Below are 16224 nucleotides of genomic sequence, written 5' to 3'. Positions count from 1 at the left end.
ACGGGCGCCGCGCCGCGCAGGCAAACCAGTAAAATACCGGGACATTGCGCCGCCGCGCCTTACCTCCCGGTCGAACATCTTGAAACGCAAAATGCCCGCGCTGAACGCGCTAAAAGCCTTCGAAGTCGCCGGCCGCACGGGCAGTTTCACCCGCGCCGCGGAACTGCTCAACGTCACGCAAAGCGCGGTCAGCCGCCAGGTCCGGCAACTCGAGGCGCAATTGGGCGAGACGCTGCTGCAGCGTCACCATCACCATCTGGAACTGTCGGCTGCCGGCCGCGTTCTTCTGCAAGCGCTGCAGCAGTCGTTCGATCGTATCGAACTCACGGTACGCGGCCTGCAGGAAAAGACCCATCGCAATCGCCTGCGCATCAATGCGCCGCCCACCTTCACCAGCCGCTGGCTCATGCCGCGCCTCGGCCGCCTGCGTGACGCGCATCCGCAACTCGAACTGAGTCTGTCGACGCGCGTCGACGACGACCTCGCGGAATCCGGCGTGCTCGATTGCGCGATCCGTTTCGGCAATGGCGAATGGGAAGGTGTCGAAAACCGTCTGTTGATGAGCGAGCGCCATATCGCGGTGTGCTCGCCCGCCTTGCTCGCGCGCCAGGCGGGCGGCGCGGCAATCGATCTGAATCAGTTCACGCTGTTGCATGTGCTCGCGAGCGCCGATCAGCGCTACCTCACCTGGCAGCATTGGCTGAAGGCGGCGGGCATTGAAAACGTGGATACGCGCGGCGGTTATGAATTCGATCTGCTCGATCACGCGATTCGCGCGGCAATCGACGGGCTCGGCGTGACCATCGCCGATCGTCACATGATCGCGCGCGAACTGGCCGAGGGCCAACTCGTGCAGGTGTTGAACGTGCACGTGAACGGGCATCAATCGTACTGGTTCGTCACGCGCGCCGAACAGGACGAACTGCCGCACGTTGTGCTGTTTCGCGACTGGCTGCAGCAGGAAATCTGGTTGAGCGGACGGGCGCTCGATGCGTCCGAATCGGCGCCTTTGAGCGACGCCGGTTAACACCTGCGCTACCGCATCAAGCCGCAGCCATCTCCGCCGCCACAGGCCGATACGCAACTTCGCTCGCGGCGTCCTCGAGAATCATGTCGGCGCCCTTCTCCGCCACCATCATGGTCGGCGCATTGATATTGCCCGACGTGATGTTTGGAAAGATCGACGCATCGACCACGCGCAAACCGGCGATACCGTGCACCCGCAACCGCGCATCCACCACCGAGCTGCGCGGATCGTCGCCCATCGCGCACGAACCGCACAGGTGATAGATCGAGCCCGATTGCTCACGGAAGTACTGCAGAAAGCCCTCACGCGTATTCACCTGCGGCCCCGGCGAGATTTCCTCGACCGTGATCGCCTTCAACGCCGGCGACGCCATCACCTTGCGCACCAGTTCGCAACCCTGGATCACTTCGTCGATGTCCTTCTCCGTGGTCAGCGCGTTGATGCGAATCTTCGCGGCGTCTTCGGCGCGATTCGACGCGATCTCGATCGAACCGCGACTGGTCGGCCGGCACGGATTGAACGCCAGCAGAAAGCCCGAGTACGGTTCAGGTTCGAGACTCGCCTTGTTGCTCTTCGGGATGCGGTAGGACAGCGGATTGAAGTACAACTGCAGATTCGGCTGCGCTTGCCGATCGTTGCCCTTGAAGAAGCCGCCCGACTGGTTCACGCTCATCGCGAGCGGTCCCTTGCGCGTCAGCAGATATTGCAGACCGAGCTTGAGCTTGCCGAGCAGCGGCCGCATTTCGTCGTTCAGCGTTTTTATGTTCGCGCGATAGTAGAAGCTCACGCACAAATGGTCCTGCAGATTCTGGCCCACCGCAGGCAGTTCTTTCACCATCGCAATGCGATGCTTCGCCAGCAATGCGCTGTCGCCCACGCCGGAGAGTTGCAGCAGCTTCGGCGAATCGACCGCGCCCGCCGACAGAATCACTTCGCGCGTCGCCATGAATTGACGTGTGGTGCCATTCTGCGTGACGCTCACGCCGATCGCGCGTTGGTTGCCGTCGAATAGAACGCGGCTTGCCAGCACGTCTCGTTCGACCGTGAGATTCTTGCGCGACAGCACCGGGTGCAGATACTCGAAGCTGCTCGACGAGCGCTGCCCGTTGCGCGTATTCACGTCGTAAATGCCGGCGCCTTCGAATTGCGCGCCATTGAAGTCGTCGCTGCGCTGATAGCCGGCTTGATCGCAGCCTTTGAGGAACACGTGGCAGATCGGATGCACCGCGTCTTTCATCGGCGAAATACGGATCGGGCCATCGGCGCCATGATAGTCCGTGTTGCCCAGCGGATGCGATTCGAGCTTGCGGAAGTACGGCAGCACGTCGCGGAACGCCCAGCCCGGGTTGCCGGCGGCGGCCCAGTCGTCGAAATCGTGCGGCTGGCCGCGCACGTAGATCATGGCGTTGATCGAGCCGGAACCACCCTGCACCTTGCCGCGCGGACAATAGATCGGCCGGTTGTCGAGTTCTTTTTCCGGCTCGCTGTAGTACATCCAGTTGTAGGTTTCGTTGTAGTACGTCTTGGTGAAACCCACCGGAATCTTGAACCAGAACGAGCTATCCTTGCCGCCCGCTTCGAGCAGCAGCACCGAATATTGACCCGACGCCGACAGACGATTGGCGAGAATGCAGCCCGCCGAACCCGCGCCGACGATAATGTAATCGTAGTTCATGCTCTATATCGCCAGACGGCGCTCAATCCATTGAAACGTAGTGGTGAAACCCGTCAGATGCAAGGCGCACTCAACCCTTGGCCGGCGCGAGATCCTTCACATCGGCCGGTTGCGCCGCCATTTGCAGATGCAAACGCTCCCCGGTGTACGGCGTGTGCTGCCTGACGACTTCCATATTCAGCTCGACGCCCAGGCCCGGTTCCTGCGACGGAATAATGTAGCCGTCTTCCCATTGAATCGGCTTCTTCAACACGGCCGCATGAAAACCGTCCCACGTACCGATACTTTCCTGAATCAGGAAGTTCGGCGTGCACGTCGCGAGCTGAATGCTGGCCGCCGCGCCGATCGGCCCGTTGTACAGATGCGGCGCGATCTGCGCGTAGTACACCTCGGCCAGCGTCGCGACTTTCTTCGCTTCGAGCAAGCCGCCGACACGCGCCACGTTCAGTTGCAGAATCGACGCGGCGCCCGCTTCCAGCAGCTTGAAGAATTCGTACTTGGTGGTGAGGCGTTCACCCGCGGCAATCGGAATGCTGGTGTGCCGCGCGACCTGCGCCATCGCGCCTTCCTGCCCCGGTGGAACCGGCTCTTCGAACCACAGCGGGTCGTACTTTTCGAGGCGTTTCGCAAGCCGGATCGCCGACGACGGCACCATCTGCCCATGCGTGCCGAACAGCAGATCCGCCTTGCTGCCGACTGCTTCGCGCACGCGCCGGCAGAAGGTTTCGCAACGGTCCAGCACTTCCATCGACAGTTGATGGCCCGAGTACGCCGTGTACGGTCCGGCCGGATCGAACTTCACCGCCGTGAAGCCGCGCTTGACGTTTTCGAGCGCGCATTCGGCGGCCAGATCGGGATCGTCGTAGTCGTATTCGCCGCGGCTGTTCTTCGGATACAGATACGTGTACGAACGCAGGCGCTGATTCACCATGCCGCCCAGCAACTCATACACCGGCTTGTTAGCCGCCTTGCCGATAATGTCCCAGCACGCCATTTCGAGGCCGCTCACCACGCCCATCATGGTCAGATCGGGGCGTTGTGTGAAACCGCTCGAATACGCTTCGCGCCAGAGCCGCTCGATATGATGCGGGTCCTTGTCAAGCAGATAGCGGCCGAATACATCGTCGATGATGTGGGTCATCGCTTTCGGATGGAAGGTCGCCGAATAGATTTCGCCGACACCTTCAATCCCGCAATCGGTCTTGAGCTTGACGAAGATCCAGTACATGCCGCCCACATGCGGCGGCGGTACGGCGACGATATGCGTTTCGAGCGAGACGACTTTCATTTACGCAACCTCTTTTCTATTGAGCATGCTTCTCAGCGCGAGCCCGGCAAAGCCGCCGAGCGCCGCCATGGCGGCTACATAGCCGAAGTAGAGCTGGTAGCCGAAGACGCCAGGGAACGTCTGCGTCAGATAGCCGTTGATGAGCGGCAGGAACACGTCCGGCGAATAACCGAGCACGGAGATCAGGCCGATCGCGAGACCCATCGTGGCAACCGGAATATTGCAGCGATCCAGCAGCGACCAGTACAGGCCGCGAATCGCGTAAGTCAGAATGCCGATGAACAGCACGAGGAACACCAGCAACACGTGGCTCGAAATACGCGGCGCCGCCATCAGGCCCAACAGCGACAGCGCGGCGAGAAAGAGCGCGATCACGAGCACCGACACCTTCGAATAGCGATCGCCGAGAAAGCCGCCGCCGATGCCGCCGATCGGCCGCATCCACAGCTTGAGCGTGGTGATCGTGCCCGCCATCACAACCGTGAGGCCGATTTCGCCTTCATGCAGATAGGCGGAGAAACTGTAGGTTGCCCAGAACACCTGGTAACCGCAGAACACGATCGCCGCGACCAGCCACAGTTCGGGAATCTTTGCGAGCGTCTTCAGATCGACCAGAACGTTGTTGCGTTGACGCGCGGCGCGATTGGCGGCGGCATCTGCTTTGCCCTGCGAATCCTTGACGAGTGCGAGCACGACGCCAAGCGCAATGCAAAGAAACGCGTACATGTACACCACCAGCTTGAATCCGGCCGCGACCGGTTCGCCCCTGGTCTGCGTGATCCATGCGAACAGCGTGATCGCGATGGTCGCGAGCATGGCTTCGATCAGGCCGCGTCCGCCGTCGAGCAAGCCGAAGAAACGGCCCTGCTCATGCGCGCCGGCAATCATCGTCACGCGTTTGATGACGGCGGCCCAGAACGTCAAACCGGTCGACAAACCCCAGCCGCCGAAGATCATCATCAGCATCGGGAAAGAAGGCGCGGTCGAATACCACAGCCCGAGCACGCCGGTGGCGATCAGAGAAAAACAGATCAGCAAACGCGGCGCGATACGGTCCGCGAGCCAGCCGCTCGGCAGATAACTCAACAGAAAGATCGTGCCCAGCGACGAATACAAATAGCCGAGCTGGCTGTCGGTGATGTGGAACACTTCGAGCATCGTCGGCTGATACACCTGCCGCAGATACAGAATCGGATAGATCGCGCCGGCGGCGATCACCAGCAGGATGAGCTGGATATAACGCTGCGTTTTGCTGTTTTGCAGGGCGGCCTCTTCGTCGCGCAGGGCGAGCGAAGCATCGGTTCGAACAGGTTGGGATGACACGTGAGCGCTCCTCAGAGACACAGCGCCGGCCCATCGGGCCGCCCGGTCTCCAATATGTTTTGTTATGGACTGGCAGCAGAATCGCTGCGCTTTTCAGGTTGCAAGGCAGACACGCACCGAAGCTTCAAGGTGCGGCGCGTGCCAGTTCAGCTTCAGTACTTCATGACCACGAGCCGGGTCTGGGTGAATTCGAGCATGCCGTGCTTGCCGTCGTCGCCGCCGAGGCCCGAACGTTTCCAGCCGGCGTGGAAGCCCTGATACGGATCGGCGGGCGTACGGTTCACGTACAGTTCACCGGCTTCGATGCCGTTGGCGACCTTCATCGCGCCGCGATAGTTCTCCGTATACAGCACCGACGAGAGGCCGAATTGATGATCGTTGGCCATCTCCAGCGCTTCGTCGAGCGTGCGATATTTGACGACCGGCATGATCGGACCGAAGGTCTCTTCCTGGATGATTTCCATGTCCTGACGGCAGTTCGTTAGCAACGTGGCCGGATAGAAGAAGCCTTTGCCTTGACCTGGTATGGGTAGCTTGCCGCCGGTTTCGAGCGTGGCGCCCGCTGCGACCGCACGTTCCACCATCGCGTGAATCGATTGGCGCGACGCCTCGTTGACGAGCGGACCCATCAACGACGGCTGTTCGCTGCGATCGCCGCTTTCCACCGCGCTCATGTGCTTTTTAAGCAGCGCGACAAAGCGGTCATGCACGCTTTCCTGCACGTAGACGCGTTCGATCGCCGTGCACAACTGACCGCAATGCGTGGTCTTGGACGCGACCAGATCGCGCGCGGCTTTCTCGAGATCGGCATCGGCCTCGATGATCGCGGGCGTCTTGCCGCCCAGTTCGAGCGACGGCTTGGCGATGTTCGCCTTGCAATAGTCGAGCACCTTGCGGCCCGCGCCGACGCTGCCCGTCAGCGTGATCATGCCGACCTTGGGATGCGTGCAAAGCGCCTCGGCGGTGGCGTGGTTCATCGCGAGAATGTTGACGACGCCCGCCGGCAAGCCGGCCTTCTCCACCGCCCTGGCGATTTCGAATGCGGATGTCGGCGTGTTGTTGCTCGGACGCACGACGACCGTGTTGCCGGCGATCAGCGCCGGCGCCACTTTGCGCATGAACGTATAGACCGGATAGTTGAACGGGATCAGACACGCGACCACACCGATCGGCTCGCGATGCAGCACGAGGTTTTCGTCGGGCGTATCGCTTGGAATCACTTCGCCTTCGATGCGGCGCGCCCACTCTGCGTGGTAGCGGGTGATCTGGCCGGCGTAGATCGCTTCGTTGGTGGCGTCGGCCACGCTCTTGCCGGACTCCAGCGCGAGCGCCGCGCCAATGGCGGGCGCGCATTCGGTCAGCGCGTCGGCGAGTTTGTGCAGATAGATGGCGCGCTCGGCCGCCGGCAGCTTGCGCCAGCCCTTTTGCGCAATCGCGGCGGCATCGACCGCGGCGATGACTTCGGCCTGGGTGGCGCCGGTGACATGGGCGATCACGGCCTCGGTGGCCGGATTGCAAACGGCGATGATCTCGCGGCTAGCGGTGTCGGTCGCGGGTTCGATGAACTGGCCGTTAGCAAAATTCCGATCGAGTCGCATGGTCGTCTCCTGAAAAGCATGGTGCGAAAAACGCATTGCCCTCGGCTATGGCCTTCATGCCAAAGGTGCATGAACGGAATTTTTCTCTGGGTCACCGCCCCGCCACAAGCGAATAATTCGCGGGACAAACATTCAAAAAAATCACGTTTATCCAGGGATGTGCCTCATTCGCGATTCCCATCCCGAATAGCAGAATCCGGGCTTTGCCAAAAAGCAGCGGTCGTCGAACGCCTGCGGGTTCGTCCGGGGAATTCGGTCCGCTCACTACCAAGGTATGGAGCTCATGATGAAAAAGAACCGCATTGCGACCGCCGCATTCGCCGCACTCGCCTCGCTGGCGGCGTCGCCGGCCTTCGCTCAAAGCAGCGTCACGCTGTACGGCGTGCTCGACGAAGGCATCGACTACACCAACAACGCGGGGCACGGCGCGGTGTGGGAAATGGCGAGCGGCTATGCGCAAGGCAGCCGCTGGGGCATGAAGGGTTCGGAGGATCTGGGCGGCGGCCTGAAGGCCGTGTTTCAACTTGAAAACGGCTTCGACGTGAGTTCGGGACGGCTCGGCCAGGGCGGCCGCATGTTCGGGCGGCAGGCGTATGTGGGGCTGAGCGATGGTCGCTTCGGCACGGTCACGCTCGGGCGCCAGTACGATTCCGTGGTCGATTACCTCGCGCAGACCACGGCCAACGGCAACTGGGCCGGCTACCTGTTCGCGCATCCGTACGACAACGACAACACCGACAACTCGTTCCGCCTTGGCAACAGTGTGAAATACGCGAGCCCGGAGATGGCGGGCTTTCAGTTCGGCGGCGCGTACGCCTTCAGTAACGACACCCACTTCGCGAACAACCGCGCGTATAGCTTCGGCGGTCAATATGCGAACGGCGGGCTGCTGGTCGCGGCGGCCTATATGCAGGCGGACAATCCCGGCGTGGGCTCGACCGGCGCGATTACCGCAAACGACGCCAGCTTTATCGCCGGACGCATGCGGGTGTTCGGCGGCGGCATCAACTACACGTTCGGCTCGGCGACGGCCGGTTTTGCCTACACCAACTCGAACTACAAGAACCCGACGGGCAACGGCTATATCGGCATTCCGCTGGCCGCGACGGGCGTCACGTTGAATACGCTGAAGTATCAGAACTTCGAAGTGAACGGCAAATACCAGTTCACGCCGGCGTTCTTCGTCGGCGCGCAGTACGTGTACACGATGGAAAACTACGATGCGTCGTCAGGCAGCGTGAAGCCGAAGATTCACTCGGTCGGCCTGATGGCGGATTACAACCTGTCGAAGCGCACCGATGTGTATGTGCAGGGCGAGTATCAAAAGGTCGCGGGCGATTCGACTCACTCGATTCTCGACAACGCGTTCATTCCCGGTGTGCAGGCACCGTCGTCGACGGGCACCCAGGTCGCCGTTCGGCTGGCGCTGCGGCATAAGTTTTAAGCGACGGTTTTTCAGTCCTCCACCGCCGCCTTCAACCTCGACAACGCGTGATCCCACTGCCGCGAGATCGCGTCGAGCGCGCGGCGCGCTGCGTCGAGTTGGGTGGGCTCGAATTCCCACAAGCGTTCACGGCCCACCTTCACATCGCGCACGAGCCCCGCGTTGGCGAGCACCTGCAAATGCTGCGTGACGGACTGCCGCGTGATGTCCGTTCCCGCAGTGAGTTGCGCGATCGACATCGCGCTGCCCGCGCACAATACCGCGACCAGACACAGGCGTGTCTCGTCGCCGAGCGCCGCGAAAATGGCCGCGGAACTGCGCAGCGCCGCCACCTTCAGAGCCGTTCCGCCAGACGCCTTCTTAACCCTTGGCGACATGCTGTTCGATGTTGGTCATCTGTTCTTCCCAACCGCCGCTATTCATGCGGAACGCTTCTTCGCGGCGGCCGGGGGGAAGTTGATCGAAGCCCGACTCGACCACGCGCAACAGGGTGCCCGACTCGACCTCGGTCAGCTCGAAGACCACCAGCGTGGTCGGCTCCGGCGAATAGTCCACCTTGACATCGACCGCGGCCGGATGCCAGCGCCATGACAGGTGATGCTCCGGTTCGACGCGTTCAACATGCACGTCCATGACCAGATACTCGTAGCCCGGATAGGTAATGTTGCCCTGCACGGACTGGCCGGCCACGAACTCTTTGCCGGTGAGATTCACGCCGAACCAGTTACCGAATTCCTCGGCATTGGACAATGCACGCCAGACTCGCGAGCGCGGCGCCTTCAGCAGAATCTGTTTTTCGATGCGATCGGTGGATGTGTTCATATGCAGCCTCCTGTCGACCAGAGTTCGCGCTTTAGCGCGTTACTCTGGTCCCATGCAAAGCTCGTTACTCTGGTCTCATGCAACATAGTCGCGAGCTGCATATTAGAAGCCGCGCAGCCAACATGCAAGTATTTGACTGCATTTTTGCATAGCGGTCTTTCGTAGGCTCATGCGCCCACCGCGCCTTTATTTTTCTTCCTGTTCCCCGCTCTTGAAGAGCCGCGCGCTCGACAGAATGGCCAGCGCGATCGCCACGCTGAGAATCGCCGTGGCCTCGCGCCCGAGCCCCGCCGCCACGCCGACGCCCGCGCTGAGCCACAAGCTTGCCGCCGTCGTCAGACCGCGCACCTCGCGCTCGGCGCTGAGCTTGATGATGGCGCCCGCGCCCAGAAAACCGACCCCGGACACGAGTCCCTGCAAGACCCGGCTCATGTTGTCCTGCGAAAAACCGGCCTGCAGCGGCACGACCACGAACAAGGCCGCGCCGACCGACACCATCATGTGCGTGCGCATGCCGGCGTCGCGCCGTGACATCTCACGCTCGAAACCCAGTATGCCGCCGAGTATCAAGGCCAGCCCGAGGCGCATCAGGACCTGAGTGACGTCGGCCGCGCTGCCGAGATCGGAGAACTCTGCCCGGGCGGCTGCCCACACCGCGTGCCACCAGTTGTACATTACATTTGCCCGACGTTTTGGAAAACGCCAAGCATACGACAATAACGCGGCACTGCGTGGCTCATCCCGCCGAGGTTTTCTTCACGAACGCGCTCACCACTGATTTTTGATCGGCCGCGGCGCACGATCCGCACCGCCACGTCAGCGTGGCAGCCGGATCGCGCGCGTTACTGCGTTACTGCATCACTCCGTTGCGTGCGCGTGCATCACACCGGTGTGCATCGACCACGCCATCCACGGACGGCGCAGCGCGACGATTGCGACGAACGCGCAGGCCGCGAGCGCGCCGAACGTCGCGAAGCCCATCTGATAGCTGCCCGTGCTTTCCTTCGCGATACCCATCACGACAGGCAGATAGAATCCGCCGATGCCGCCCGCGGCGCCGACGATGCCCGACATCAGACCCGTGCGGCCGGCCCAGCGATGCGGCACCAGCTGGAAGGTCGCGCCGTTGCCGAGACCGAAGGCCACGTACAGGCACAGCAGCAGCGCGATGCCACCGGCCATGGTCGGCATAACCGCGGCGAACACGAAGTCGCACAGCGAGATGATCGCGAGCAGGACGGTCAGCGCGCGCACGCCGGACACCTTGTCGGCGATCAGACCGCCGAGCGGACGCACCATCGCGCCAGTCGCGGCGAGCAGCGCCATGAAGAGGCCGGCGTCGATCTTCGAGAGCTGATAAAGGTTGGTCAGCAGCAGCGTGACATACGAGGACATGCCGACGAATCCGCCGAACGTAATGCTGTACACCAGCATGATCGCCCATGTGTCACGTTCGGCCAGCACTGCGCGATAGCGCTTGGGCAGCACCGCAATCGCCAGCAGAGCGCCGATCACCGGCAACAGCAGCACACCTGTTTTGCCCGAGCCGAACATGCCCGCTTCGACCAGCAGCACCAGCACGATCAAGCCGATCAGCGTCACCGCGAAGCTGCCGAATGCGCGTAGCGCGCTGCCCGTTTTCACGCCGGAGTCGTTAGCCCAGAAATACAGCGTGATCGCGGCGATCGAGAGCAACGGCAGAGCGCCGCCGGCGGCCACCTGCCAGCCGTAGTGCGTCGCCAGTTGCGGGAACAGAAAGCCGTCGAGCACCGCGCCGATATTGCCGGCTGCGGCGAGGCCCAGCACGAGGCCCTGCACCTTCGGCGGATAGTTGCTGCCCGCCATCGGCAGCGCCACCGCGAAACTCGCACCGCCCACGCCGAGAAACACGCCGAGCACCAGCAGCATCGTGTACGACGGTACGGACGGCATTAACGGCAACACGATGGTCGGCACCGCCGACAACAGCACGCCCATCAGCGCGATGCGCTTGCCATGCGCGGATTGATACAGGTTACCGAGCGTCACGCGCAGAATCGCGGCCGACAGCACCGGCACCGCGACCAGCAACCCCTGTTGCGCGGGCGTCATCGCGATGCTCTTGCTGATGAACGGTGCGAGCGGTCCATACAGGACCCACACGGTAAAGCCCGTGTCGAAATAGAGGAAACACGCCACCAGCGCGCGCCAGTCCCCACTCTTTAGGGAGCTCATCACGTTTTTCATCAGATATCCTCACAAAACTGATTTTTCGACTATCCAGCAGATTGCGCTACGCGCCACGCACCGGAATGATCACCATGTTGATAACCGGCATAAACATGCAACCTCCATGCCATGCGGTTCCTTCTTTTGAAGCTGTACTGCGTACTCGTTGAAACCTTGAAACGCGAGCGCGCTCGTTGCGCTGACAACCGCATGACTATCAATAAACGTCGCGTGCGTAGCGCTTTTCCTGCGCGAGGCGGTTCACGTATTCGAGAGCTTTTTCATCGCTCATGCCGCCGTGACAGGCCACCACTTCCTTGAGCGCCGCGTCGACATCTTTAGCCATCCGGTTGGCGTCGCCGCATACGTAGAAATGCGCACCGTCTTCGAGCCACGACCACAATTGCGCACCCTGTTCGCGCATGCGGTCCTGCACATAGACCTTGTCTGCCTGGTCGCGCGAGAACGCGACGTCGAGGCGGGTCAGCACACCGGTATCGCGCATCGATTCGAGTTCGTCGCGATAGTAGAAATCGGAGGCCGCGTGCTGCTCGCCGAAGAAGAGCCAGTTGCGTCCCGTATCGCCGCGCGCACGCCGCTCGTGCAGAAAGCCGCGAAACGGTGCAACGCCGGTGCCGGGACCGACCATGATCATCGGCGTATCGGAACCATGAGGAGGACGAAAGTGCGCGGACTTCTGCACGAATACTGGCACGTTGACATCGCCCGCGCGGTCGGCGAGAAACGTCGACGACACGCCTTTGCGATGACGCCGGCCATTGCTGTAGCGCACCGCGGCAACGGTCAGATGAACTTCGCCCAGATGGGCTTTCGGGCTCGACGCAATCGAATAGAGACGCGGCTGCAGCCGCTTGAGCATGCCGGTCAATTCGGAGGCCGTGAGGCTCAGGGGAAATTCGTGCAGCACGTCGGCGATCTGCTGGCCCCACAACCACTGCTTGAGGTCGGCCTTGCGCTCGGGCGACAGCAGATCGCGCAGCGCACCGTTGTTGCTGCGCGCGGCGACGAACGCGAGCAGATCGGGACTCGGCCGCGCGATCTCGTAGTGCTTGCCGAGCGCATCGGCAAGGCGCATTTCGCCCACGCCAGCCACGTTCACCGCGGCGTCCGCGCTCACGCCGCTCAGTGCGATCAATTCGTCGACGAGTTCCGGGCAGTTGCTCGGCCAGACGCCGAGCGCATCGCCTGCTTCGTATTCGAGTCCCGAGTCGCCGGTACGCAGCGAAAAGTAGCGCGTATCTTTCGCCGCGCCCTGCTTGTTCAGACGCAGATTGCTGACGAGCCGCGATGCGGCCGGCCGCGTTTTGGTCGCCACCGTGCCCGGCACGACCGAGTTGATCATGCCGCCCGGCGGCACGGCATACAGTGCGGCATCCTCTTCCTTGATACGCACGATGATGCGTTCGAGCCACGCGTCCGCGCTTTCCTGATACTCGCTATCGCAATCGACGCGCTCCATCAGGCGCAGCGCGCCTTGTGCAGCGAGCCGCTCATCGAGACGCCGGCCGTGGCCGCAGAACTGGTCGTAGTTGCGATCGCCGAGCGCAAGCACCGCGAAGCGGACGCCGTCGAGGCGCGGCGCGCCCTCGCCGCTCAATTGCGTCCACAAGCTTTGTGCGTTGTCGGGTGGATCGCCGTCGCCGAAGGTGCTCGTCATCAGCAGCACGTATTGGGCTTTGGCGAGCGTCGATGCCTGATAGTCCGCCATGCACGACGTGCGGATTTCGAAGCCCGACTCCATCAACCGCGTTGCGTAGGCTTCGGTCAGCGACTCGGTGTTGCCGGTTTGCGAGGCCCACAGCAGCGTGACCTTCGGCCGCGCACGCACGATGCGCACGCCGGACGACGCGTGCAATGTTTCTGTATTCGCCGCGGCGTGCGGCGTTGTCAACGCATCGCCCAGAGCGGTCGCACTGCGGCTATAAAGACCGGCCAGCAGACCGTCGACGTAAAGACGGCTCGCCGTATCGAACGGCGCGCTAGCCGGCAGAACCGGAACGCGGTCGATACCTTGCGCTTCCGCCGAGCGCAGTCCACTCACGAAGCCGGCGAGATACGTGCGCTCCTGATCGGTGAACGAAGGCGCGGGAGTCGGCGGCAACTGCAACAGGCTGGTGAGTGCTTCGATACGGGGCATATCCAGGTCCTCGGCGCTAGCCGATACGGTGTCGGCCAGCGCAGCGCTCGCAGCGACTGCAACGGATGCATCCGCCAGCGATACATCGTCGTCATTCAGGAACGGCTCGACGCGCTCGACCGCCACCGGGCTCAGCGTCACAGCGCAGAACTTGAGTTCGGGCTGCTGCGAGACCGGGTCGATGGCGTCGCTCGTCACGGCGTTGACGCACAGGTCGTCGCCGAACACGTCGTTCCAATGCATCGGCGCAAAGCACTGGCCCGCGCTCACGCGCTCGGTCACGACAGCCGGCAACACCGCGCGACCACGGCGCGAACGAATCTCCACCGGGTCTTTTGCCTTGATGCCGAGCGTGGCGGCATCTTCGGGATGAATCTCGACAAACGGGCCTGGGTTCAGCCTGTTGAGCATCGCGACCTTGCCGGTCTTGGTCATGGTGTGCCATTGATGCTGCAAGCGGCCTGTGTTCAATACGATCGGAAACTCACGATCCGGCAGTTCAGCGGGCGCCGCGTAGGCGCGTGCGAAGAACATCGCCTTGCCGCTCGCTGTCGGAAATACGAGCCGCGCACGGCTGCTGTCGAGCCGTTCCTTGAGCGGTTGACTCACGCCGTCGTTGAGGTAGCGAACCGGGTTGCGGTCGCCGGAATCATCCGATGCAAGCGGCCATTGCAACGGCGTTTCCTTCAGGCGGCGATAGCTCGCGCCGCGCAGGTCGTACCCGGTTTTCGGATTCGACGCGCGGGTGATTTCCGCGAAGACTTCCTCCGCGCTCGCGTATGTGAAGGCATCGGCGAAACCCATTTCACACGCGACGCGCGCGATGATCTGCCAGTCCGGCAGCGCCGCGCCCGGCGGCTCGATGCCCTTTTGCATCAGCGTCAGATTGCGCTCGGAGTTGATCATCACGCCTTCGGCTTCGGCCCACAGCGCGCCGGGCAACAGCACGTCGGCATATCGGTTGGTTTCGGTATCGAGGAACGCGTCCTGCGCGATCACGAGTTGCGCCGCGCTCAATCCGTCGATCACGTTCTGACGATTCGCCACGCTCGCCACCGGATTCGTGCAGATGATCCAGCACGCCTTGATCTCGCCCGCCGCCATGCGCGCGAACATATCGATCGTGCCGTTGCCGACCTGCGGCTTGAGCGAGCCCTTCGGAATGCGCCACAGGTCTTCGATAAACGCGCGGTCTTCTTCGACCAGCACCGAGCGCTGACCCGGCAGGCCCGGCCCCATGTAACCCATCTCGCGGCCGCCCATCGCATTGGGCTGGCCCGTCAGCGAAAACGGGCCGCTGCCGCGCCGGCAAATCTTGCCCGTCGCCAGATGCAGGTTGCAGATCGCGTTGGTGTGCCAGGTGCCGTGCGTGCTCTGATTCAGGCCCATGGTCCAGCAACTGATCCACTCTTTCGCCGTGCCGATCATCCGCGCGGCCTCGCGGATATCCTCGACGGCGAGGCCGGTGATTTGCGCGACGTTCTCCGGCGTGTAATCGGCGAGAAACGCGGGCATTGCATCCCAGCCTTCGGTAGCCTCGGCGATGAATGCGGCATCCGTCTGGCCGTTTTCGTGCAACAGATGCAGCAGGCCATTGAGCAACGCGAGATCGGTGCCCGGCTTGATCTGCATGAAGAGATCGGCTTTCTCCGCCGTGGTGTTGCGGCGCGGATCGACAACGATCAGTTTGGCGCCGGCCTTCACGCGATCCATCATGCGCAGGAACAGAATCGGGTGACAGTCGGCCATATTCGCGCCGATCACGAAGAACAGGTCGGCGTGATCGATGTCCTCGTACGATCCCGGCGGACCGTCCGCGCCGAGCGACAGTTTGTAGCCGCTGCCCGCGCTCGCCATGCACAGGCGCGAATTCGATTCGATGTTGTTGGTGCCGACAAAACCCTTGGCGAGTTTGTTGACGAGGTACTGCGCCTCGATCGACATCTGCCCGGATACGTAGAACGACAGCGCGTCCGGCCCATGTTCATCGAGCAGGCCGCGCAAACGCGCTGCGGTGGCGCTGATCGCCTGTGCCATCGGCAGCGGCGCCGGGTCCTGGCCACGCGCGTGACGCACGAACGCGCCTTCGAGACGCCCCGACTTGCGCAACGCCACATGCGCCGATTGCCCCTTCGTGCACAACCGTCCGAAGTTGGCCGGATGCTCCTTGTCGCCGGAGATTTTTACGACCTGGCCGTCCTCGACGTGCAGCACCATGCCGCAGCCAACGCCACAGTAGGGGCACACGGTTTTTACGTTTGTAGAGGACATGAGCGGGCGACGTCGTTAAAAAAGAATTCAGCGATTCAAACCGCGACCCACACCTGGCCGTTTTCCACGCGCGCGGCAAACGCGCCGACGGAATGCGCCGGTGTTTCGAGGCACTCGCCGGTCCGCAGATCGAAGTGATGTTTGTAGATCGGCGAGGCCACGACGATGCGTTCGCCGAGGCTGCCGATCAATCCGCGCGAGAGCACCGCCGCCTGCGAGCCCGGATCGAAGTTTTCGATCGCGTACACGATCGGGTCCGCGTCACCGTTGTTCACGTGAAAAACCGCGACCTGTTCGCCGTTGACGAGCGCGCAAACACCCGTGTTGGGCACGATGTCGTCGAGCGGGCAAACCGGCGTCCAGGAGCGTGGCAGGCGATCGTTGTTCATGACGGAAGTCCTCGGTGAAAG

At 62.5% G+C, this 16224-nt stretch carries 12 protein-coding genes; 2 read left to right on the top strand and 10 right to left on the bottom strand.

Annotated features, from left to right (window positions below):
* Positions 1 to 91 precede the first annotated feature (91 nt).
* A complete protein-coding gene (locus B0G82_RS16170) occupies positions 92 to 1027 on the top strand; it encodes a LysR substrate-binding domain-containing protein (RefSeq protein WP_116148456.1) in 936 nt (311 codons plus the stop codon).
* Positions 1028 to 1043: 16 nt separating this feature from the next.
* On the opposite strand, the gene B0G82_RS16165 is transcribed toward B0G82_RS16170, so the two are convergent.
* The 4 genes from B0G82_RS16165 to aldA form a co-directional block, all read right to left on the bottom strand.
* A complete protein-coding gene (locus B0G82_RS16165; RefSeq protein WP_121307933.1) occupies positions 1044 to 2702 on the bottom strand; it encodes a GMC family oxidoreductase N-terminal domain-containing protein in 1659 nt (552 codons plus the stop codon).
* A gap of 70 nt (positions 2703 to 2772) precedes the next feature.
* Entirely contained in the window at positions 2773 to 3990 is a 1218-nt protein-coding gene (locus tag B0G82_RS16160; RefSeq protein ID WP_116141351.1) for a mandelate racemase/muconate lactonizing enzyme family protein, read from the bottom strand.
* On the bottom strand, positions 3991 to 5313 hold the full coding sequence (locus B0G82_RS16155; RefSeq protein ID WP_121307932.1) for an MFS transporter: 1323 nt from the start codon (positions 5311 to 5313) through the stop codon (positions 3991 to 3993).
* Between the two features lie 152 nt (positions 5314 to 5465).
* Positions 5466 to 6911 (bottom strand): aldehyde dehydrogenase, encoded by a 1446-nt coding sequence (gene aldA, locus B0G82_RS16150; protein WP_121307931.1) that lies wholly within the window; start codon positions 6909 to 6911, stop codon positions 5466 to 5468.
* A gap of 286 nt (positions 6912 to 7197) precedes the next feature.
* Between aldA and B0G82_RS16145 the strand changes: the two genes are divergently transcribed.
* Positions 7198 to 8355, top strand: coding sequence for a porin (locus B0G82_RS16145; protein WP_121307930.1), 1158 nt, complete (start codon positions 7198 to 7200; stop codon positions 8353 to 8355).
* Positions 8356 to 8366: 11 nt separating this feature from the next.
* On the opposite strand, the gene B0G82_RS16140 is transcribed toward B0G82_RS16145, so the two are convergent.
* From B0G82_RS16140 to nirD, 6 genes are all read right to left on the bottom strand, one after another.
* The gene (locus B0G82_RS16140) at positions 8367 to 8732 is read right to left on the bottom strand and encodes a metalloregulator ArsR/SmtB family transcription factor (protein WP_121307929.1); all 366 of its coding nucleotides are present in this window, start codon (positions 8730 to 8732) and stop codon (positions 8367 to 8369) included.
* Complete coding sequence (locus tag B0G82_RS16135) at positions 8716 to 9177, bottom strand: SRPBCC family protein (RefSeq protein WP_121307928.1); 462 nt, start codon at positions 9175 to 9177, stop codon at positions 8716 to 8718. The genes B0G82_RS16140 and B0G82_RS16135 overlap by 17 nt, the downstream gene beginning before the upstream one ends.
* A gap of 186 nt (positions 9178 to 9363) precedes the next feature.
* On the bottom strand, positions 9364 to 9852 hold the full coding sequence (locus B0G82_RS16130) for an MgtC/SapB family protein (RefSeq protein ID WP_106281196.1): 489 nt from the start codon (positions 9850 to 9852) through the stop codon (positions 9364 to 9366).
* 183 nt (positions 9853 to 10035) lie between these two features.
* Positions 10036 to 11403, bottom strand: a complete 1368-nt coding sequence (locus B0G82_RS16125) for an MFS transporter (protein ID WP_121307927.1) — start codon at positions 11401 to 11403, stop codon at positions 10036 to 10038.
* Positions 11404 to 11602: 199 nt separating this feature from the next.
* Positions 11603 to 15814 (bottom strand): bifunctional nitrate reductase/sulfite reductase flavoprotein subunit alpha, encoded by a 4212-nt coding sequence (locus B0G82_RS16120; protein WP_121307926.1) that lies wholly within the window; start codon positions 15812 to 15814, stop codon positions 11603 to 11605.
* Positions 15815 to 15849: 35 nt separating this feature from the next.
* The gene (gene nirD, locus B0G82_RS16115; RefSeq protein ID WP_106281190.1) at positions 15850 to 16203 is read right to left on the bottom strand and encodes a nitrite reductase small subunit NirD; all 354 of its coding nucleotides are present in this window, start codon (positions 16201 to 16203) and stop codon (positions 15850 to 15852) included.
* Positions 16204 to 16224: the final 21 nt, after the last annotated feature.

Source organism: Paraburkholderia sp. BL17N1 (genome assembly GCF_003634175.1).
In the GTDB taxonomy this organism is placed as follows: Bacteria; Pseudomonadota; Gammaproteobacteria; order Burkholderiales; family Burkholderiaceae; genus Paraburkholderia.
Note: the sequence above shows the minus strand (reverse complement) of the source record. Positions and strands in the feature narration are given on the sequence as shown.